Here is an 18,752-nt window from a genome sequence, read left to right as displayed (position 1 = left end):
GGCCCGGTTACTTGAGGTCGTTCTCCGTGTAGTACCCGTCGTCCACGAGCGCCTTCTCGTAGTTCGACTTGTCCACGCTGACCGGCTGCAACAGGTAGGCCGGGACGACCTTGACACCGTTGTCGTAGGACGTGCTGTCGTTGATCTCGGGCTTCTTGTCGTTCAGGGCGGCGTCGACCATGCCCGCCGCGATCCTGGCGAGCTTGCGCAGGTCCTTGTAGACGGTCTGGGTCTGCTCGCCCGCGATGATCGACTTCACGGAGGCCAGCTCCGCGTCCTGCCCCGTGACCACCGGCATGGGCTTGGCCTTGGTGCCGTAGCCGTCCGACTTCAGGGCGGAGAGGATGCCGATGGAGATGCCGTCGTACGGCGAGAGGACCGCGTCCACCGTGGTGCTGCGGTAGCTGGAGGTGAGCAGGTCGTCCATGCGCTTCTGCGCGGTGCCGCCGTCCCAGCGCAGGGTGGTGACCTGGTTGAGCGCGGTCTGCTTGGACCTGACGACCAGCTCGCCCTTGTCGATGTGGGGCTTGAGGGCGTTCATCGCGCCCTGGAAGAAGTACTTGGTGTTGTTGTCGTCGTTGGAGCCGGCGAACAGCTCGATGTTGAAGGGGCCCTTCTCGCCGTCCTTCAGGCCGAGCTTGTCCACGATGTACGAGCCCTGGAGCTCGCCGACCTTCTCGTTGTCGAACGAGGCGTAGTAGTCGACGTTCTCCGTGCCGAGGATCAGCCGGTCGTAGGAGATCACCGGGATGTCGGCGTCCTTGGCCTGCTGGAGCACGTTGTTGAGGGACTTGTTGTCGATCGCGGCGACGATCAGGGCGTCCACGCCCTGCGTGATCATGTTCTCGATCTGCGAGACCTGCTGGTCCGGGTCGTCCTCGCCGAAGACGAGCTTGGTCTTGTAGCCCTTGGACTTCAGCTCCTTCACGACGTTGGCGCCGTCGGAGATCCAGCGTTCGGAGGACTTGGTCGGCATGGCGACGCCGATGGTGGCGCCGCCGGAGCCGCTCTTGTCCTCCTTGCCGCCGCCCTCGCTGTTCTGGCCGCAGGCGGTCAGGGCGAGGGCCAGGGAGGCGGCGGAGGCTGTGGCGGCGAGTGCTGCTCTGCGGTTGCGCATAGTCATCATCCTTGATGTGGGGTCTGGGCTCGGGCCGGTGGTCGTGCCGGAACGCCGGGGGCGGGCCGACCGAGAACAGGTGTGTGGGATTGTGCGCGTCTCTGTCTTCTTTTGTGGGAAGAGTTTCCGGAACGTTATGACGAGATGTCGAAGCGGTCGAGAGGGCCGGGGAGCCGGCCGCCGAGCGGAGCCATGTCCCCGTCCGACCCGTGCCGTGCGAGCAGGTCCAGCGCGAGCCGGCCGCGCCGCACCCGCTCCCTCGCGGTGGCCAGCGCCAGTTCCCGCAGGTGCCGGCCGTACGGATAGATCCCGGGCGACTTGGCGAGGCCGAACTTCAGGTACAGCGGCGCTCCCCGCCGGATCAGCTCGGCCACCTCGTACATCCGCACATAACCGCCCAGGTCGTCCGGGGCCTCGATGTACAGGTCCATCGGGGCCCGGGAGACCCGGCGGATCTCCGTGAGGTGGGCCGGTGTCAGGTCGGAGGGGACGTTGACCGAGTCGGCGCCGAGGCGTTCGAAGACGGCGTACGAGGCCGGGTTCACCGGACCGATCAGCGCCGACACCTTGAGCGTGGTGTCCGCCGGGAGTTCGCCCCCCTCGCGCAGCCGGTGCAGCGTCCACAGCACGCCCTCGTCGGCCACCAGCAGGCATCTCACGCCCAGCCCGGTGGCGCGCAGCGCGTCCTCGACGCAGCCCGCGAGCGCGTCGTGCCCCCGGGCGCGCAGCCCGGCCCCGCCCGAGTCCGTACGGGCCGAGGCGCCGGTGTCCCAGGTGCCCCGGGGGCCGGTGAACAGGCAGAGCTCGACGCCGCGTTCGGCGCAGCCCCGCACCATCTCGGTGATCTCCGCGTCGGTCAGCATCCAGACGCCGCTGCCCTGGCTGACGCGGTGCACGGGGACGTCGAGCCGGGCCGACTCCTCCAGGACGGCGGCGAGGGCCTCCGGGCCCTCCACGGACGGCACCTCGGTGCGCCAGGACCCGCCGTCCGGGAAGGAGTGCGGGGAGGCGTCGGCGGGGGAGAGGGGGGTGGGCCCGAGGCCCAGCGAGGTGAGCGCGGCGTCACCGGGGCGGCGGGGGCCCGTGGCGGGGGCGGAGACGGGTATGTCGTGCACGGCGGGATCCTTCGTGTTCGGTATGTCGGACAAGGTTCGGATCTCGGGGCGCGCGCCGGTGCGCGGAGCCCTGAGGGCGTGTCTCAGGGGCGCAGCAGCACCTTCCCGGTCCCCGGGCCCCCGGCGCCCACCAGGGCCATGGCGTCACCGAACCGCTCCAGCGGGAACTCGTGGGTGATCAGCGGCGCCGGATCGAGCAGCCCCGCGGTGAACGCCCGTACCGCGTACGACCAGGCGGCCGAGGACGCCCCGAAGACACTGCGCACGGTGAGCTGGCTCAGCGACAGGTGCACCGGGTCGATGCCCACCGCGCCCGGCGTGAACATCCCGGTCAGCACCACCCGCCCCCCGCGCCGCGCCAGCAGACACGCGTCGGCGGCGGTACTGGGGGCGCCGGCGGTCTCCACGACCAGGTCGTACCGCCCGCGCACCTCCTCGGCCTCCTGGGGGGTACGGGCCTCGCTCGCCCCGAAGTCCAGTGCCAGGGCGGCCCGTTCGCTCCGGGGGTCGATCACGGTCAGCTCGGTGGGCGAGAGCGCGGCGAGCAGCTGGACCGCGAGCAGTCCCAGCGTCCCCGCCCCCAGCACCGCGATCCGCTCGCCCGGCTCGGGCGCCCCGGCGCGTACGGCGGCGGCGGTCACCGCGGCGGGCTCCAGCAGTGCGGCGGCCCGCGGATCGGCCTCGTCGGGCAGCGGGTGCAGCAGCCGGGCCGGGACCACCACGTGGTCGGCGAAGGCCCCGGACCGGGTGAACCCGGTCTCGTCGTACCCCGCCGTGCACAGCGAGGTCTCGCCGTACCGGCACCGCTCGCAGGCCCCGCAGAACCGGAAGCCCTCCGCCACCGTGCGCCGCCCGGCGAGCGCGGGGTCCACCCCCTCGCCCACCGCCTCGACCGTCCCCGACCACTCGTGTCCGGGCACCACGGGATAGCGCACATAGGCCGCGTCGCGGTGGCCGTCGTACAGTTCGCGGTCGCTCATGCAGATACCGGCGGCCTCGACCCGCACCCGGACCTCGCCGGGGCCGGGTGTGGGGCACGGCCCCTGGACCAGCCGGTGGCCACCGGGACGGTCGACGACCACGGAGCGGGAGAGGGTGCTCACTTGGGCTGCCTCTTCTCCCAGCCTTCCGCCCACAGGTCGAACCGCGCCCGCTGCTGCGGAAATTCGGCCGCCGCGTCCACGTCCAGCTCGACGCCGAGTCCGGGCGCGTGGGACAGCTCGAAGCAGCCGGTGTCCGGGTCCACCCGGGGCGCTCCCTTGACGACCTTCTTGATGTCGGCGTCCGCGAAGTCGTTGAAGTGTTCGAGGATCTTGAAGTTGGGCGTGCAGCCCGCGAGTTGCAGACTGGCCGCGGTGAGGACCGGACCGCCCACGTTGTGCGGGGCGACCATCATGTAGTGGGTCTCGGCGGTCGCGGCGAGCTTGCGGGCCTCCAGGATGCCCCCGATGTGGCCGACGTCCGGCTGGATGACATCGGCGGCCTGCGACTCGAACAGCTCGCGGAACTCGATCCGGTCGTGGATCCGCTCACCGGTCGCGATCGGCTGGTCCACCTTCTCCGCGACCTTGGCCAGCGCCTTGAGGTTCTCCGGCGGCACCGGCTCCTCCAGCCAGGCCGGTGCGAACGGTGCCATCTCACGGGCGATCCGCACCGCCGTCGCCGGACTGAACCGCCCGTGCATCTCCAGCATCAGCTCCGTGTCCGGGCCGATCGCGTCCCGTACCGCCTCGATCAGCGAGACCGCGTACCGGCTCTCCTCCTGGCCCAGCTCCAGATGGCCGGTGCCGAACGGGTCGATCTTCAGCGCCCGGTAGCCCCGCTTGACGACCGCCCGCGCCGCCTCGTGGTACGCCTCGGGGGTGCGCTCGGTGGTGTACCAGCCGTTCGCGTACGCCTTGACCCGGTCGGTGACCTTCCCGCCGAGCAACTGCCAGACCGGGACCCCGAGCGCCTTGCCCTTGATGTCCCAGCAGGCCATCTCCACGACCGCGATGCCGGACATCACGATCTCCCCGGCCCGCCCGAAGTCGCCGTACTTCATGCGGCGTACGAGATCCTCCACCGCGAACGGGTCCGACCCCGTGACGTGGTTGGCCGAGGCCTCCTTGAGATAGCCGACCAGCGCGTCCGTGTGCCCGAGCATCCGGGTCTCGCCGACCCCGGTGAGGCCCTCGTCGGTGTGCACCTGGACATAGGTGAGGTTGCGCCACGGCGTGCCGACGACATGCGTGCTGATTCCGGTGATACGCACGGGAGTTGACTCTCCTTGTTCGGTATGTCGTCACTCGTTCGAAATCCTGGCGAGACGGTAGGACCGGGTCCCGGACCGTGTCAATGGTTCGCGCACGTACGCTGACGCCATGAAGGATCTCGCCGCGGGCGTCGGGTACTTGGTCAAGGGACAGCGCTGGGTCCTCGGCCACGGCAGGTGGCTCGGCTTCGGCCTGCTGCCCGGTCTGATCACCCTCGTCGTCTACGCCGGGGCACTGGTCGGACTCGGCTACGGCGCCGACGACCTCGCCATCTGGGTCACCCCGTTCGCCGACGACTGGTCCTCGCCCTGGTCCGGACTCCTGCGCGACACCCTGACCGTCCTGGTCTTCCTCTTCGGGCTGTTCCTCGCGGTGATCACCTTCACCGCGGTGACCCTGCTGGTCGGCCAGCTCTTCTACGACGCGCTGTCCGAGGAGGTGGACCGCGCCGAGGGCGGCGAGGTCCCCGGGTCCGGCCTGTCCTTCTGGCGCGAACTGTGGATCTCCGCACGGGACTCCGTCCGCGTCCTGGCACGCGTCGCGCTGTACGGGGTGGTGCTCTTCGCCCTCGGATTCGTCCCGCTCGTCGGGCAGACGGTGATTCCGGTGCTCGGCCTCTGCGTCTCGGGCTACTTCCTGTGCGAGGAGCTGACCGCCGTCGCGCTCCAGCGCCGGGGCGCGGAGCTGGGGGACCGGCTGGCGCTGCTGCGTACGCGCCGGATGCTGGTCCTCGGCTTCGGGGTGCCGCTCGCGCTCGCCTTCCTGGTCCCGCTCGTCGCGGTGTTCCTGATGCCGGGCGCGGTCGCCGGGGCCACGCTGCTGGTCCGCGACCTCACGGCCCCGCCCGCACCGGAACCGGCCGCCCCGTCCCCGTACACCCTGAGCAAGGACCGGACGCCGGTGCCCCCGCACCCTGAACGAGGACCGAGGAGCGGGCCCGTATGACCGAGATCCTGGCCGTGGCCCTGATCACCGTGCTCGCGGTCGTCAGTCCGGGCGCCGACTTCGCGATGGTCGTCCGCAACAGCACCCTGCACGGCCGCAGGACCGGCGTGCTGGGGGCCGCCGGGGTCGCCGCGGGCGTCCTGGTGCACGTCGCCTACACGATGCTCGGCATCGGCCTGCTGATCGCCTCCTCGACCGCGCTGTTCACCGCGATCAAGCTGGCCGGCGCCTGCTACCTCGTGTACATCGGCGTCCGCACCTTCCTCGCCCGGGGCGACCTCACCGTGGACCTCGGGGGGAAAGGGGCGCTGAGCGGGGCCGCCGCGCTGCGCGCCGGCTTCCTCACCAATGTGCTCAACCCCAAGACGACGCTCTTCGTCGTGTCCACCTTCACCCAGGTCGTCGGGGAGGACACGGCCTACTGGCGGCAGGCGGGCTACGGGCTGTTCATGTCCCTGGCCCACTTCGGGTGGTTCGGCCTGGTCGCGCTGTTCTTCTCGCACGCCCACCTGCGCACCGCGATGCTCCGGCGGCAGAAGGCCCTCAACCGTACGATCGGCTCGGCCCTGGTGGGCCTCGGTGTCACCCTCGGCCTCGCCCGCTGAGCCCCCCGGCCCGCACGCCCCCTCAGTGCCGCTCGGCGCCCTCGGCCCCCTCGGCGCCCCTCAGCGGACCGAGAACCCGTACACGGTCGTGGAGGTGAACTCCTCGCCCGGCCGCAGCACCGTGCTCGGGAAGTCCGGCCGGTTCGGGGAGTCGGGGAAGTGCTGCGTCTCCAGCGCGATCCCGGCGCACGCGGTGAACGGCCGCCCGTCGAAGTGGTCGGCGGTGTACAGCTGGAGCCCCGGCTCGGTGGTCCACACCGTCAGCAGCCGGCCCGAACCCGCGTCGTACAGCTCGGCCACCGGCGCCTCGCCCGCCGGGTCCAGGACGTAGTTGACGTCGTACCCGGGGCCCACGGGCGCCGGCTTCCGGAAGTCGAAGCGGGTCCCGTCCACGGCCGCGAGGGCGCCGGTGGGCACGGACCGGTCGTCCGTCGGCGTGATCCGCCCGGCCGCGATCCGCAGCTCGTGCCCGAGCGCGCTCCCGCTGCCCGCGCCGGCCAGGTTCCAGTACGTGTGATTGGTCAGGTTCAGCACGGTCGGCGCGTCCGTGGCCGCCCGGTAGCCGATCCGCAGCGCCCCGCCCGCGTCCAGGGTGTACGTCACCGAGACCGCCAGCCGCCCCGGGAAGCCCTCCTCGCCGTCCTCGGCGACCAGGGACAGCCGTACCCCGTCCGCCACCTCCTCGGCGTCCCACACCCGCTTGTCGAAGCCGCGGGTCCCGCCGTGCACGTGGTTGCGGCCCTCGTTGCGGGTGACCTGGTGGGTGTGTCCGTCCAGGACGAACGTCCCGCCCGCGATCCGGTTCGCGTACCGCCCGACCAGGGCCCCGAAGTACGGCCCCGGGTGTGTCTCGTACCCGGCGGTGTCCGGCAGCCCCAGCGCCACCCCGGCCCGCACGCCGTCCCGTCCGGGCACCTCCACGGACTGCACCACCGCGCCGTACGTCAGCACCCGGACCCGTGTGCCGTCGCGCTCCAGGGTCCAGCGCCGGACGGGCGTGCCGTCGGCGCGGGGGGTGAAGTCTTCGCTGTGTATCGCGGTGCCCGTGATCATGATCACGGACTTTACGCGGACGGTCCGGCGGCCGTGACGGTGCGGTACGCGATCTCCGCCAGCCTGGCCTGGCCGTCGAGTCCGGGGTGGAACCAGTCCCACCGGCTGAGCTGTTCGCCGGTGAACCGGTAGTCGAACACCGCCCCGCCGTCGTACCGGCAGCGGGTGTCCGTGGCGCAGACGTCCTTCAGGACCCCGTTGTAGGCGACCACCCGCTCCTGGACCGCGTCGCGCCGGGCGACGGCCGCGGCGCTCATGTCGTCCGCGTCGGCCAGCATCGACCGGCAGATCCCCAGCTTCCAGATCTCCTTGCCCAGGGGGTTCTCCCGCCCGGTGGACCAGAGCCGCTTCAGGTCGGGCACGCTTGACACGTACACCTGGGCGCCGGGCGCCTTCGCGCGCAGCTGCCGGAGCGAGGCCTCGAACGAGGCCCGGAAGTCCGCCACCGGCGTCATGAGGTCCACGGTGTCCCGGCACGCGTCGTTGGCGCCGATCATCACCGTCACCAGCTCGGGGCGCTCCTTCGCGGCCAGCGCCATCTGTTCCGGCAGCTGTGCCATCCGGGCGCCCGACACCGCGTGGTTCCAGCTGTGCGAGGCCGCCTTCGAGGGGCCCAGCAGCCGCACCGCGAGACTGCGCACCGCGTCGTCGGTGCCGGTCGCCCACGACACCTCGGGGCAGTCGGCCAGGACCGAGCAGGCGTCGAAGCCCCGGGTGATGGAGTCCCCGACAGCGGCGACGGAGGAGGGGCCGGTGTCCCACACGGACGTCGGCGAGGGGCCGCGCCGGGAGTGCCCCGCGCCGCCCGCCGAGCCGTCGTCCACGAGGCCGCCGCATCCGGTCAGCACCGTGGCACCCACGGCCGCGGCCGCCACCAGCGCGGTCGCGGCGCGCCGGAGACGACGGCGAGACACACCCTTGGCCATTCCTGCTGTCCCCTCCGGTCGCACGGGCGAATGAGTCCCTGGCGCACTCCGGCGTACTCCGGCGTCCCCAGGTGGCGGGCCCGCGCGCCCCGGCGGGTGAACGCCGGGCGATTCGGGGGCCTCGTACCGACCGTACGCCACCCACCCGGCCTCGGGGCACGGTAGCTTTTCCCCCGTCGAACCAGTGACGTCGTCTTTCCGACCGGATCCGAACCAAGAGAGATCCGGTAAGTTATCCTATGTCACATATTGTCCCTTTTCAGGAGATTCACTCCCGATGCTGTTTACTGAAGACGACCTCGGGAGCCGTCCGGGAAGAGGCGGTACGGGCGCGAGGCCGCTGGGGAAGGCGATCCTCGTCCCACACTGGAGGTCCCGGTGACGACACGTGGAGTCATGTACGTCCACTCCGCACCGCGCGCGCTGTGCCCGCACGTCGAATGGGCGGTGGCGGGTGTTCTCGGCGTGCGGGTGCAGCTCGACTGGATCAGACAGCCGGCCGCGCCGGGCATGTGGCGGGCCGAGTTCTCCTGGCAGGGCCGGGCCGGCACCGCCTCACAGCTCGCCTCGGCGCTCCGCGGCTGGGACCTGCTGCGCTTCGAGGTGACCGCCGAGCCCTGCCCCACGGCGGAGGGCGAGCGCTACAGCGCCACGCCGGGCCTCGGCATCTTCCACGCCGTCACCGGTATGCACGGCGACATCCTGGTCCCGGAGGACCGGCTGCGGGCCGCGCTCGCCCGGTCCCTGGACGGCACGGCGGACCTGGAGACGGAGGTCGCCGTGCTGCTGGGCAAGCCGTGGGACGACGAGCTGGAGTCCTTCCGGCACGCGGGCGAGGGCGCCCCGGTGCGGTGGCTCCACCAGGTGGTGTGAGGCCGCCGTCGCGACGGGAAAGGCCCCCTTACGGCCAGGGCGCGGGCCCGGCCGTTTGGCCGTCCCGCGACGCGGAAGGCCCGCCTCCCGGACCGGGAGGCGGGCCTCGTCCACGTACGGTGACGCGGCGTCAGACGGAGCGGAACGCCAGCACCACGTTGTGACCGCCGAAGCCGAACGAGTTGTTGATCGCCGCGATCGACCCCTCGGGCAGCGCACGGGGCTTGTCGCGCACGATGTCCGCGTCCACCGCCTCGTCGAGCTCCTCGATGTTGATGGTCGGGGGCGCCAGACGGCGGTGCAGGGCCAGGACCGTCGCCACGGTCTCGACGCCGCCCGCGCCACCCAGCAGGTGGCCCGTCATCGACTTCGTACCGGAGACGGCGACGTGGTCCAGGTCGTCGCCCAGCACCTTGCGCAGCGCCTTGATCTCCGCCAGGTCGCCCTGCGGGGTGGAGGTGGCGTGCGCGTTCAGGTGGGTGATCTCCGACGGCTTGAGGTCCGAGGAGTCCAGAAGGTTCCGCATCGCCGCGGCGATACCGCGCCCGGTGGGCTCAGGCTGCGCGATGTGGTGGGAGTCCGCGGACAGCCCCTGCCCCAGCACCTCGCAGTAGACCTTGGCGCCCCGCGCCGCGGCGTGCTCGGCCGACTCCAGGACGACGATGCCCGCACCCTCGCCCAGGACGAAGCCGTCCCGGCCGGTGTCGAACGGACGCGAGGCCTTCTCGGGCTCGTCGTTGTTCTTGGACATCGCCATCATGTTGGCGAACGCGGCGATCGGCAGCGGGTGGATGGCCGCCTCGGTACCACCGGCGACGACCACGTCGGCACGGCCGGTGCGGATCATCTCGACGGCGTACCCGATGGCCTCGGCGCCCGACGCGCAGGCGGACACCGGGGTGTGGACACCGGCTCGGGCGTTGACCTCCAGGCCGACGTTGGCCGAGGGGCCGTTGGGCATGAGCATGGGAACGGTGTGCGGGGAGACGCGGCGTACGCCCTTCTCCTTGAGCACGTCGTACTGGTCGAGCAGGGTGGTCACGCCGCCGATGCCGGAGGCGACGACCGAGCCCAGACGCTCGGGGAGGACCTTCTCGTCCTCACCGGCCTTGCCGGTGTAACCGGCGTCCGCCCACGCCTCGCGGGCCGCGATCAGCGCGAACTGCGCCGAGCGGTCCAGCCTGCGGGCCAGAGGGCGGGGCAGTACGTCGCCCGGGTCGACGGCCGCGAGGGCGGCGATCCGGACGGGCAGTTCGGCGAAACGTTCGCCCTGAAGGGTCGTGATGCCGGAGCGACCGGCCGTCAGACCTTCCCAGGTCGATGCGGAGTCGCCACCCAGCGGAGTGGTTGCGCCGATACCGGTGACGACCACGGTGCGATTGGTCGAGCTCACTGGAAAATCTTCTCCACGTGTAGAGGGTCGTGAATCAGCGGCGCCACCGCCGGGTGGCGACACACGGATCAGGGCTCGGATCAGCCCTGGTGCTTCAGGATGTACTCGGCGGCGTCCCCGACCGTCTTGAGGTTCTTGACGTCCTCGTCGGGGATCTTGACGTCGAAGCGCTCCTCGGCGGCGACGACGACCTCGACCATGGACAGCGAGTCGACGTCCAGGTCGTCGGTGAAGGACTTGTCCAGCTGGACGTCCTCGACCGGGATACCGGCGATCTCGTTGACGATCTCGGCGAGACCGGTGACGATCTCTTCCTGAGTGGCGGCCATGTTGGCGCTCCTTCGGTGTGTGTCTGCAGGGTTCGGGCGTACGGAAAGAATGATCCGCTGTGCCTAGGGGAGGGTAACGACCGTCGCGGCGTACACGAGACCCGCCCCGAAGCCGATGATGAGCGCGGTGTCGCCGCTCTTGGCCTGCCCGGTCGCCAGAAGCCGCTCCATCGCGAGCGGAATCGAGGCGGCCGAGGTGTTGCCGGTGGTCTCCACGTCACGGGCGACCATGACGTGCTCCGGCAGCTTGAGCGTCTTCACCATCGAGTCGATGATCCGCATGTTGGCCTGGTGCGGGATGAAGACGTCCAGGTCCTCCGGAGAGATCCCGGCGGCGTCCAGCGCCTGCTGGGCGACCTTCGCCATCTCGAAGACGGCCCAGCGGAAGACCGCCTGGCCCTCCTGCGTGATGGCCGGGAACTTCTCCGGCCGCTCGGCGTGGAACTCGTCCCACGCCACGGTCTGCTTGATCGTCTCGGACTTGTCGCCCTCCGAGCCCCAGACCGTGGGGCCGATGGCCGGCTCCTTCGAGGGGCCGACGACGACCGCGCCCGCGCCGTCACCGAAGAGGAAGGCCGTGGCCCGGTCCCCCAGGTCGGTGAGGTCGCTGAGCCGCTCCACGCCGATGACGAGGACGTACTCCGCCGAGCCTTCCACGATCATGCCCTTGGCGAGGGTCAGGCCGTAGCCGAAGCCCGCGCAGCCGGCCGAGATGTCGAAGGCGGCGGGCTTGCCCGCGCCGACCTTGTGGGCGATCTCCGTGGCGACGGCCGGCGTCTGCTTGAAGTGCGAGACGGTGGAGACGACGACCGCGCCGATCTGCTCGGGGCGGACCCCGGCGTCGGCGATCGCCTTGCCGGCCGCCTCGACGGACATCGCGGTGACGGTCTCCTCGTCGGAGGCCCAGTGGCGGGTGGCGATACCGGAGCGGGAGCGGATCCACTCGTCGGACGAGTCGATCGTTTCGAGGATCACCTCGTTGGGCACGACCCGGGTCGGGCGGTAGCCGCCGACCCCCATGATCCGTGCGTACGGGGCGCCCTGGCTGGGCTTGATCTTCGACATGCTCTCGGGCTCCTTAGGCGCCCGCGTGCTCGGAGATGAGCGCGCGGGCCGCGTCGAGGTCATCGGGTGTCTTGAGCGCGAGGGTCTTCACGCCGGGCAGCGCGCGCTTGGCGAGCCCGACCAGGGTGCCACCGGGTGCCAGCTCGACGAGGGCCGTGACACCGAGCTTCTCGAAGGTCTCCATGCACAGGTCCCAGCGGACCGGGTTGGCGACCTGCCCGACGAGCCGGGTGATGACCTCGGGGCCGTCGGCGACCGTCGTCCCGTCGCCGTTGGACACGTACGTCACCCGGGGGTCGGCGACCTTCAGCGTGGCGGCGGCGGAACGCAGCTTCTCCACGGCCGGGGCCATGTGCCGCGTGTGGAACGCGCCGGCCACCTTGAGCGGCACCACTCGGCGCACGCCCTCGGGCTTGTCCTCGGTCAGCGCGGCGATCTGCGCGGCGGTGCCGGCGGCGACGATCTGGCCGCCGCCGTTGACGTTCGCCGGGGTGAGACCGAGCTTCTCCAGATGCGGGACGGTCACCTCGGGGTCGCCGCCCAGCAGGGCCGCCATGCCCGTCTCGGTGACCGCGGCGGCCTCGGCCATGCCGAGCCCCCGGGTGCGGACGAAGCGGAGCGCGGCCTCGTCGTCGATCACGCCGGCCAGCGCCGCTGCGGTGATCTCACCGACGCTGTGGCCCGCGACGACGCCGGGCGAGGCGTCCAGGGCGGCGGCGGACAGGAGGCCCGCGGCGACCAGCAGCGGCTGGGCCACGGCCGTGTCGCGGATCTCCTCCGCGTCGGCCTTCGTGCCGTAGTGGGCGAGGTCGAGCCCGATGGCGTCCGACCAGCCCGCGAGGCGGTCGGCGGCTCCGGGGAGTTCGAGCCAGGGAGTCAGGAAGCCGGGCGTCTGAGCGCCTTGGCCGGGAGCGACGAGTACGAGCACACTCACACTCTCTCTTGGGGACGGCCTCCTACGCCCGTGGGGACAGGGACGAAGAACCGTCAGGGGAATTGTTGAAGTCCGACAAAAGTCTAGGACGGGGTGTCCGCGGCGGCCAAGCGCCCCAGGATGAGGGCGATCCGCAGAGTGAAGGCCGAACGGACGTCGGAGGGTGACCAGCCGGTGACGTCGGTCACACGTCGCAGCCGGTAGCGCACGGTATTGGGGTGTACGAACAGCATCCGGGCCGCCCCTTCCAGGCTGCTCGCCTGCTCCAGATAGACGCTCAAGGTCTCCAGCAGAGCCGAACCGGCTTCTTCGAGCGGTCTGTAGATCTCCTCCACCAACTGGTCGCGCGCGGCGGGGTCTCCGGCCATCGCGCGCTCCGGAAGGAGATCGTCCGACAGGACGGGCCGAGGAGCGTCCTGCCACGCCGAGCACGCCTTGAGTCCGGCGGCGGCGGCCTGCGCGGACCGGGTGGCCGCGAGCAGGTCGGGCACCACGGGGCCGGCGACGACGGGACCGGCCGCGTACGGGCCGATCAGCGACTTCGCGACGTTCAGCGGGTTGTCGCTGCCGCCCGCGATCACCACCAGGCGGTGTCCGAGCACCCCGGTCAGCACCTGGAGCTTGGCGTGCCGGGCCGCCCGGCGGATCGCCTCCACGGTCAGCTCGCTGTCGCCGTCCGGGGCGGTGCCCAGGACCACGCACACGTGCTCGGGGGAGTTCCAGCCGAGCGCCGCCGCCCGGGAGACGGCACCCTCGTCCGCCTCGCCGGACAGCACCGCGTTCACCACCAGCGACTCCAGCCGGGCGTCCCACGCCCCACGGGCCTCGGCGGCCTGCGCGTACACCTGGGCGGTCGCGAAGGCGATCTCCCGGGCGTACACGAGCAGCGCCTCGCGCAGCACGGACTCGTCCCCGGGCGCCGCGACCTCCTCGATCGCGGTCTCCATGACCTCGATCGTGGTGCGGACCATCTCGACGGTCTGGCGGAGTGTGATGGCCCGGGTCAGCTCGCGGGGAGCCGTCCCGAAGACGTCGGTGGAGATGGCCTGCGGGGTCTCCGGATGCCGGAACCACTCGGTGAACGCGGCGATACCGGCCTGGGCGACCAGGCCGATCCAGGAACGGTTCTCCGGGGGCATCGCCCGGTACCACGGCAGCGTCTCGTCCATGCGGGCGATGGCGTTCGCGGCCAGCCGGCCGGAGGACTGCTCCAGTCGCTTCAGGGTCGCGGCGTGGTCATGGGCGTCGTTCGCAGCGTGCTGCTCGGGCTGCTCGGGATCGGGTCGGGGCACGCACACAAGACTGCCTTATCGGAACCGCCGGACGGAGGGCCGGGGCGGCGGGATACCCGACGGGGCTACCGTGGTGCGTGTGATGGACGTACGCCGCTCCGGCGACCGCTTCCGCGGAGGGGACCCGGCCACGGGTGGCTCCGCGGGCATCGAGACCCTGCACGCGTTCTCGTTCGGGCACTTCTACGACCCGGACAACCTGCGCTTCGGACCGCTCCTCGCCTGCAACGAGGAGCGCCTCGCCCCCGGCGCGGGCTTCGACGAGCACCCGCACAGTCACACCGAGATCGTCACCTGGGTGGTGGAGGGCGAGCTGACCCACCGCGACTCGGCGGGCCACGCCACCGTCGTACGGGCCGGGGAGGTGCAGCACCTCAGCGCCGCCGCGGGCGTGCGGCACGTCGAACGCAACGACGGGACGGGCCCGCTGACGTTCGTTCAGATGTGGCTGGCCCCACTGGAGGCGGGCGGCGAACCCTCGTACACCCATGTCCGGGGACCCGCCGCCACCCCGTACGTCCTCGCCGAGGCGGGGGCGGTGCTCCATGTCCGGCGGCCGGCCGCGGGGGAGCGCACGGCCGTCCCGGAGGCGGCGGGGGTGTACGCGCACGTGGTGCGGGGCCAGGTGCGGCTCGGCGGTGAGGAGCTGGGCGCGGGCGACTCGGCGCGGATCACGGACCCCCGGGGGCTGGAGCTGGTGGCCCTGACGGACGCCGAGGCGCTGGTGTGGGAGTTCGCCGGCATGTGACGGTGCCACCGGTCGGCGGACCGCGCCCGGCGGCGGGTGCCGGGCGCGGGCACCCGGATCACAGATCCGGGTGCTCTCCCGGCTCGGCCAGCTCACGGATCTCCGACGCCGACAGCACACCGGCGTAGGTGCGGACTTCGTCCACGTCGCCGTCGAGGTGGTGGGCCCCGCCCTGTCCGGCCCCGTCGCGGCCGACCTGGAGGGCGCGGTAGGCGTCCCAGGCGTCGGCCGCGGAGTACGCGGCGCTGTCGGTGAGAGAACCGTTCAGGAAGAGGCGGACCTCGCCGGCCTCGCTGTCGTACTGCACCGCGAACGTGCACGTGTCGTCGCCGAACGGGGCGGTCAGGGTGGTCGTCTCCGCGTCGCCGGAGTCGGCGTGGGCGAAGACGGCCTCCCACATGAGGTCGTCCCCACGGTAGCGGAGGGTGAAGGCGTCGGCCTCGTCACCGCCCTGCGAGAGCAGTGCCATGTCCCGTTCCGGCGCCCACTCGCGCAGCCGCACCTGCGCGGTGACGGTGTAGCTCCGGCCGGTGTCGATCTGGTGGCCGTCGCTGTCGAGGTGGTCGCCGTCGCCGTCGAGTGAGATGCTGCCCTCCCCGGTCAGCGGGTCCGTGGTGTTCAGGTGGGCGTCGCCGGAGAGGATGAGGCTCTGGCCGCCGCCGACGCCGGGGGTGTCGGTGTACGAGTCGTCGGTGCGGACGGTGTCCATCGCCCAGTACCCCGTGCGCTGCGGGGTGCGGTGGCCCAGGTCGGCGATCTCCTCCGACCGTACGACGCGGTCCCAGACCCGTACGTCGGCGAGGTCGCCGTGCCAGGCGCCCGTCCAGTGGGTGCCGTCCTCTTCCAGTTCGCGCCCGATCTCCACGTACCCGTGGGAGTCCGCCGCCGGGACCGCCGCGGCGCCGGATGCGGCGAGGGCCCCGTCGACGTAGAGCCGCGCGGTGCCCGCCACCGGGTCGTGGACGCCGGTGAGGTGGGTCCACTCGCCGGGTGCGGGGGTGCCGCCGGTGACGCGGGTCGCCCCGCCGGACGCGGCGGGGACGGAGAAGGCGAAGGCCGGCCGCCCGTCCTCGCCGACGGTGGTGCCGAGAGCGAAGTCGGAGGGTGCGAGGAAGCCGGTCTGGCTGACCGCCGTCATGCCGCGGTCGACGTCCTCGGGACGGACCCACGCGCTGACGCTGTAGGTGCCGGTGGGGTCCGCCGCGGTGGTCTCGGCGCGGAGGCCGGTCGCGTAGGTGCCGTCGAGTGTCACCGCCCCGGTGGCCGACGTGCCGCTGGGGCCGTCGGCGCCGAAGGTGACGCCGTGCCACGCCCAGGCCGACTGCCCGCCGGAGGCCTCCCCGGCGAACAGGGAGCCCGCCGGGTCGTCGAGCTTCCACCGGGCGACGGAGTCGGCGGGCGACGCGACCCGGATGGTGTACCGGGTGGGCGCGCTGATGTTCCCCGCTTCGTCGAGCGCCTGGACCTCCAGCTGCAGCAGCCCCGGGGAGGGAGGCGTCAGCCGCACCGTCACGGATGCCCCGGGCTTCTCCGGCCGTACCGTCTCGGTCGCTCCGCCGTTGAGGGAGTACCGGTACGCGGTGACGTCGGGTGAGGACGTGGCGAAGGTGAAGGAGGGGTACCGCCCCATGACGTCCACCGGCTCGTCGCCGTCGAGGGGCACGTCGGGCGAGGTGACCTGGGGCGCGGCGGGTGCCTCGACGTCCTTGAGGTACTGGCACCGGCCCTGGTGCCGCGAGTCGCTCCAGGGGCCGTAGCCGTCGGCGTCCTTCGCCCGTACCCGCCAGCTGACCTGCCCTTCAGGGACGGTGTCCGGCACCTTCCAGGAGAACGCGGACCCGCTGGCCTTGGCCGTGGTGCCGAGGCGCAGACGGCTCGGTGCGTCGGAGCCCGCGGCGGTCCAGCTGACCTCGAACTGGGCGCTGACCGGGTCGCCGTCGGGGTCGCTCAGCTGGGCGTGGAGGGTCGGTGAGAAGCGCACTCGGGTCGGTGTCACCACGTCGCAGGGCCGGTCCTCCGTGGCCAGGCTGTCGAGTGACGGGCGGGACGGTCTCTGCTCGGACCGCGCGGAGGCGGGCAGCGAGGCGGCCACCGCCATCCCCGTGACGAGGGTGACGGTCAGGAGGCGGAACGTGGTTCTCGGCACGGTGTGGGCTCCCCGGTGGGTCGGTAGGGGGCCACGGCTCACGAGCACCGCCGAAGCGGACGGCCCGTCCTTCGGCCCGCTCCGCCACACAGGGCGGACGCCCGCACCCGGACATCCGCACCCGCCCCCGCCGTGACCCTAGCCCCGGCGGTGGCATGCCCGCGTCGCATTTTTGGAAGGCGGCGTGCGCAGGGGGGGGAACGGACCGCGCTATGCGGGGAGTTCGCCGTCCGGGCTGTCCCCGGCCTCCGCGAACTTGTCCAGCTCGCGCATCGCCTGGCCATGGGCGCTCATCCGGCGGCTGACGGAACCGGCGGTGAAGAGCCCCATCCCCGCGGCCGACAACGGGACCGACAGCCCGAGGACCGCGAGGGCCTCCGGCCAGTCACGCTCGTTCGCGCAGTAATTCCCTTCCTGGATGCCGTGGTTGGCCGTCCCCCGGTCGGTGAACAGGCGGGACTCGCAGTGGGCGGGGCTCCGGTAGTCGTTCCCGCGGGATGTGTCGGCCTCGTAGGGCGTCACCAGCAGCACGGCACACCAGATCCACAGCAGCCCGGCCAGGGACAGCAGGATCAGGCCCCAGGTGCGTATGCGTGCGGCCCGGTCGCGGAACTGGAGGTCGTACTCGTGTGATCGCATGGCGCACGAATCTAGCAACGGCGCTTTCGCCAGGGGGACATGGGCCGGGACGGCTCCCCGGTGGGGCACGTGCCCGCCCCGGCCGGCCGCGTCAGCCCAAGGTGCGCTCGATCAGGTCGGCCGCCCGCGCGGTGCCGCCCTCTTCCCGTGCCCCGGCCCGGAGCTCGGCGGACCGGCGGGCCACCTCCGGGTCGGTGGTCAGTTCGCGCAACGCGGTCCGCAGCGCCTCGGGGGTGGCGTCCGCCGTGTCGATGCGCCGGGCCACGCCCAGTTCGACGAGACGGTCCGCGTTCATGAACTGCTCGGCGCCCTGCGGCACGGCGATCATCGGGACCCCGGTGTAGAGACCCTCGCTGCTCCCGCCCATCCCCGCGTGCGTGACGAAGGCGTCGGCCTGCTCCAGGATCGCCAACTGCGGTACCCAGGAGTGCACTTCCACGTTGGACGGGATGGCTCCCAGCTCCCCGGGATCGACGTACTTCCCGATCTGGAGCACGACGTGCCAGCCGGGCAGATCACCGTAGGCGGCCAGGCACCGGCGGTAGAACTCCGGCTGCCGGGTGTACGCCGAGCCCAGGGAGACCAGCAGCACCCTCTCGGCGCCCTCGGGGCGCGTCCAGGTGTGCTCGTCGCCGCGCGGGCCGAAGCAGGGGCCGACGAACGTCACCGTGCCGGTGTCCACCCGGTCGGCGTGCGGCTGCATCGCCCGGGGAATGAGCGCCAGCGTGTCGGCGGGGCGCCCGCAGAAGGCGTCCATGTCCGTGGTGACCGCCCCGCACTCCGCGAGCCACCGGGTGAACCTCGCCCGGTAGGCGTCGGCCCCGGGCAGCCCCCACAGGGCTGCCGCGACCTCCTCCTCGTAGCCCTCCCAGGCCACGAGGGTCGGGGAGAGCAGCATGAGCGGGCGGCCCTGCGACTCGGCGAGCGCGCGGGCGGCGTACGCGCCGATGTCGTACAGGTACAGGTCCGCCGGGTCGGTGTCGTAGGCGGCCCGCACCTGCGGAAGCGCCTGGACGGCGTCGTCCAGGAAGAGGCCCATCGCCCCGATCGGGTCGTCGGGCCAGTCGTTGTCGGTCACGGGCAGTACGGAGGTGACGGGGACGAACTCGGCGCCGGTGGCGGTGATCAGGCCGGCCACGGCCGGGTCGTTGGCGTAGGTCACCCGGTGGCCACGGGCCACCAGCTCACGGATGACCTGGAGGCTCGGCAGGACGTGGCTGACGGCGGGGACGCCGACCATCGCGATATGGGCGGGGCGACGGGACATGGAGGATCAACTCGATTCAGGTCTACGGCGGAGGGCACGGCGGACCGGTG

18 protein-coding genes are annotated in these 18,752 nt (G+C 72.1%); 4 read left to right on the top strand and 14 right to left on the bottom strand.

Annotation, left to right across the window (positions count from 1 at the left end; all coding sequences use genetic code 11):
- Positions 1 to 7 precede the first annotated feature (7 nt).
- The 4 genes from chvE to B9S64_RS09130 form a co-directional block, all read right to left on the bottom strand.
- Positions 8 to 1,117, bottom strand: coding sequence for a multiple monosaccharide ABC transporter substrate-binding protein (gene chvE / locus B9S64_RS09145; protein WP_103490786.1), 1,110 nt, complete (start codon positions 1,115 to 1,117; stop codon positions 8 to 10).
- Positions 1,118 to 1,251: 134 nt separating this feature from the next.
- Positions 1,252 to 2,232, bottom strand: coding sequence for a hypothetical protein (locus B9S64_RS09140; RefSeq protein ID WP_103490801.1), 981 nt, complete (start codon positions 2,230 to 2,232; stop codon positions 1,252 to 1,254).
- Between the two features lie 83 nt (positions 2,233 to 2,315).
- Positions 2,316 to 3,335, bottom strand: a complete 1,020-nt coding sequence (locus tag B9S64_RS09135) for a zinc-binding dehydrogenase (protein ID WP_103490787.1) — start codon at positions 3,333 to 3,335, stop codon at positions 2,316 to 2,318.
- Positions 3,332 to 4,486 carry a mandelate racemase/muconate lactonizing enzyme family protein gene (locus B9S64_RS09130; protein ID WP_103490788.1) on the bottom strand — a complete coding sequence of 385 codons (1,155 nt, stop codon included), beginning with the start codon at positions 4,484 to 4,486 and terminating at the stop codon, positions 3,332 to 3,334. Before B9S64_RS09130 ends, B9S64_RS09135 begins: the two co-directional genes overlap by 4 nt.
- Before the next feature lie 109 nt (positions 4,487 to 4,595).
- Here B9S64_RS09130 and B9S64_RS09125 point away from each other — a divergent pair, with 109 nt between their 5' ends.
- Positions 4,596 to 5,432, top strand: coding sequence for an EI24 domain-containing protein (locus tag B9S64_RS09125; protein WP_103490789.1), 837 nt, complete (start codon positions 4,596 to 4,598; stop codon positions 5,430 to 5,432).
- The gene (locus B9S64_RS09120; protein WP_103490790.1) at positions 5,429 to 6,037 is read left to right on the top strand and encodes a LysE family transporter; all 609 of its coding nucleotides are present in this window, start codon (positions 5,429 to 5,431) and stop codon (positions 6,035 to 6,037) included. The genes B9S64_RS09125 and B9S64_RS09120 overlap by 4 nt, the downstream gene beginning before the upstream one ends.
- A gap of 60 nt (positions 6,038 to 6,097) precedes the next feature.
- On the opposite strand, the gene B9S64_RS09115 is transcribed toward B9S64_RS09120, so the two are convergent.
- Complete coding sequence (locus B9S64_RS09115) at positions 6,098 to 7,090, bottom strand: aldose epimerase family protein (RefSeq protein ID WP_103490802.1); 993 nt, start codon at positions 7,088 to 7,090, stop codon at positions 6,098 to 6,100.
- An 11-nt stretch (positions 7,091 to 7,101) separates the two neighbouring features.
- Positions 7,102 to 8,016 carry an SGNH/GDSL hydrolase family protein gene (locus B9S64_RS09110; RefSeq protein ID WP_103490791.1) on the bottom strand — a complete coding sequence of 305 codons (915 nt, stop codon included), beginning with the start codon at positions 8,014 to 8,016 and terminating at the stop codon, positions 7,102 to 7,104.
- Positions 8,017 to 8,394: 378 nt separating this feature from the next.
- Between B9S64_RS09110 and B9S64_RS09105 the strand changes: the two genes are divergently transcribed.
- Positions 8,395 to 8,889, top strand: a complete 495-nt coding sequence (locus B9S64_RS09105; protein ID WP_103490792.1) for a DUF3145 domain-containing protein — start codon at positions 8,395 to 8,397, stop codon at positions 8,887 to 8,889.
- 130 nt (positions 8,890 to 9,019) lie between these two features.
- Here B9S64_RS09105 and fabF read toward each other — a convergent pair whose 3' ends face one another.
- The 5 genes from fabF to B9S64_RS09080 form a co-directional block, all read right to left on the bottom strand.
- Positions 9,020 to 10,282: a beta-ketoacyl-ACP synthase II gene (gene fabF, locus B9S64_RS09100; RefSeq protein WP_103490793.1), complete on the bottom strand. Its 1,263-nt coding sequence runs from the start codon at positions 10,280 to 10,282 to the stop codon at positions 9,020 to 9,022.
- A gap of 80 nt (positions 10,283 to 10,362) precedes the next feature.
- The gene (locus tag B9S64_RS09095; protein WP_028439857.1) at positions 10,363 to 10,611 is read right to left on the bottom strand and encodes an acyl carrier protein; all 249 of its coding nucleotides are present in this window, start codon (positions 10,609 to 10,611) and stop codon (positions 10,363 to 10,365) included.
- Between the two features lie 63 nt (positions 10,612 to 10,674).
- A complete protein-coding gene (locus B9S64_RS09090; protein ID WP_028439858.1) occupies positions 10,675 to 11,676 on the bottom strand; it encodes a ketoacyl-ACP synthase III in 1,002 nt (333 codons plus the stop codon).
- A gap of 13 nt (positions 11,677 to 11,689) precedes the next feature.
- Entirely contained in the window at positions 11,690 to 12,604 is a 915-nt protein-coding gene (locus B9S64_RS09085; protein WP_103490794.1) for an ACP S-malonyltransferase, read from the bottom strand.
- A gap of 89 nt (positions 12,605 to 12,693) precedes the next feature.
- Entirely contained in the window at positions 12,694 to 13,902 is a 1,209-nt protein-coding gene (locus tag B9S64_RS09080; protein ID WP_028439860.1) for a CdaR family transcriptional regulator, read from the bottom strand.
- 79 nt (positions 13,903 to 13,981) lie between these two features.
- On the opposite strand from B9S64_RS09080, the gene B9S64_RS09075 reads away from it, so the two are divergent.
- Entirely contained in the window at positions 13,982 to 14,650 is a 669-nt protein-coding gene (locus B9S64_RS09075; RefSeq protein WP_103490803.1) for a pirin family protein, read from the top strand.
- 58 nt (positions 14,651 to 14,708) lie between these two features.
- Here B9S64_RS09075 and B9S64_RS09070 read toward each other — a convergent pair whose 3' ends face one another.
- The 3 genes from B9S64_RS09070 to B9S64_RS09060 form a co-directional block, all read right to left on the bottom strand.
- Positions 14,709 to 16,796 (bottom strand): LamG domain-containing protein, encoded by a 2,088-nt coding sequence (locus B9S64_RS09070; protein WP_103490795.1) that lies wholly within the window; start codon positions 16,794 to 16,796, stop codon positions 14,709 to 14,711.
- 210 nt (positions 16,797 to 17,006) lie between these two features.
- Complete coding sequence (locus tag B9S64_RS09065) at positions 17,007 to 17,435, bottom strand: hypothetical protein (RefSeq protein ID WP_103490796.1); 429 nt, start codon at positions 17,433 to 17,435, stop codon at positions 17,007 to 17,009.
- A 91-nt stretch (positions 17,436 to 17,526) separates the two neighbouring features.
- Positions 17,527 to 18,702: a macrolide family glycosyltransferase gene (locus B9S64_RS09060; RefSeq protein ID WP_103490797.1), complete on the bottom strand. Its 1,176-nt coding sequence runs from the start codon at positions 18,700 to 18,702 to the stop codon at positions 17,527 to 17,529.
- Positions 18,703 to 18,752 lie beyond the last annotated feature (50 nt).

It is taken from the genome of Streptomyces sp. SM18, from assembly GCF_002910775.2.
GTDB lineage: Bacteria > Actinomycetota > Actinomycetes > Streptomycetales > Streptomycetaceae > Streptomyces > Streptomyces halstedii.
The sequence above is the reverse complement of the archived record's forward strand: the minus strand, read 5'-3'. Positions and strand labels throughout refer to the sequence as shown.

Bases quoted from the DNA above. Each gene is read 5' to 3' on its own strand.
- chvE (WP_103490786.1), bottom strand. From the start codon at position 1,117: ATGCGCAACCGCAGAGCAGCACTCGCCGCCACAGCCTCCGCCGCCTCC.
- B9S64_RS09125 (WP_103490789.1), top strand. From the start codon at position 4,596: ATGAAGGATCTCGCCGCGGGCGTCGGGTACTTGGTCAAGGGACAGCGC.
- B9S64_RS09120 (WP_103490790.1), top strand. From the start codon at position 5,429: ATGACCGAGATCCTGGCCGTGGCCCTGATCACCGTGCTCGCGGTCGTC.
- B9S64_RS09115 (WP_103490802.1), bottom strand. From the start codon at position 7,090: ATGATCACGGGCACCGCGATACACAGCGAAGACTTCACCCCCCGCGCC.
- B9S64_RS09110 (WP_103490791.1), bottom strand. From the start codon at position 8,016: ATGGCCAAGGGTGTGTCTCGCCGTCGTCTCCGGCGCGCCGCGACCGCG.
- B9S64_RS09095 (WP_028439857.1), bottom strand. From the start codon at position 10,611: ATGGCCGCCACTCAGGAAGAGATCGTCACCGGTCTCGCCGAGATCGTC.
- B9S64_RS09090 (WP_028439858.1), bottom strand. From the start codon at position 11,676: ATGTCGAAGATCAAGCCCAGCCAGGGCGCCCCGTACGCACGGATCATG.
- B9S64_RS09065 (WP_103490796.1), bottom strand. From the start codon at position 17,435: ATGCGATCACACGAGTACGACCTCCAGTTCCGCGACCGGGCCGCACGC.
- B9S64_RS09060 (WP_103490797.1), bottom strand. From the start codon at position 18,702: ATGTCCCGTCGCCCCGCCCATATCGCGATGGTCGGCGTCCCCGCCGTC.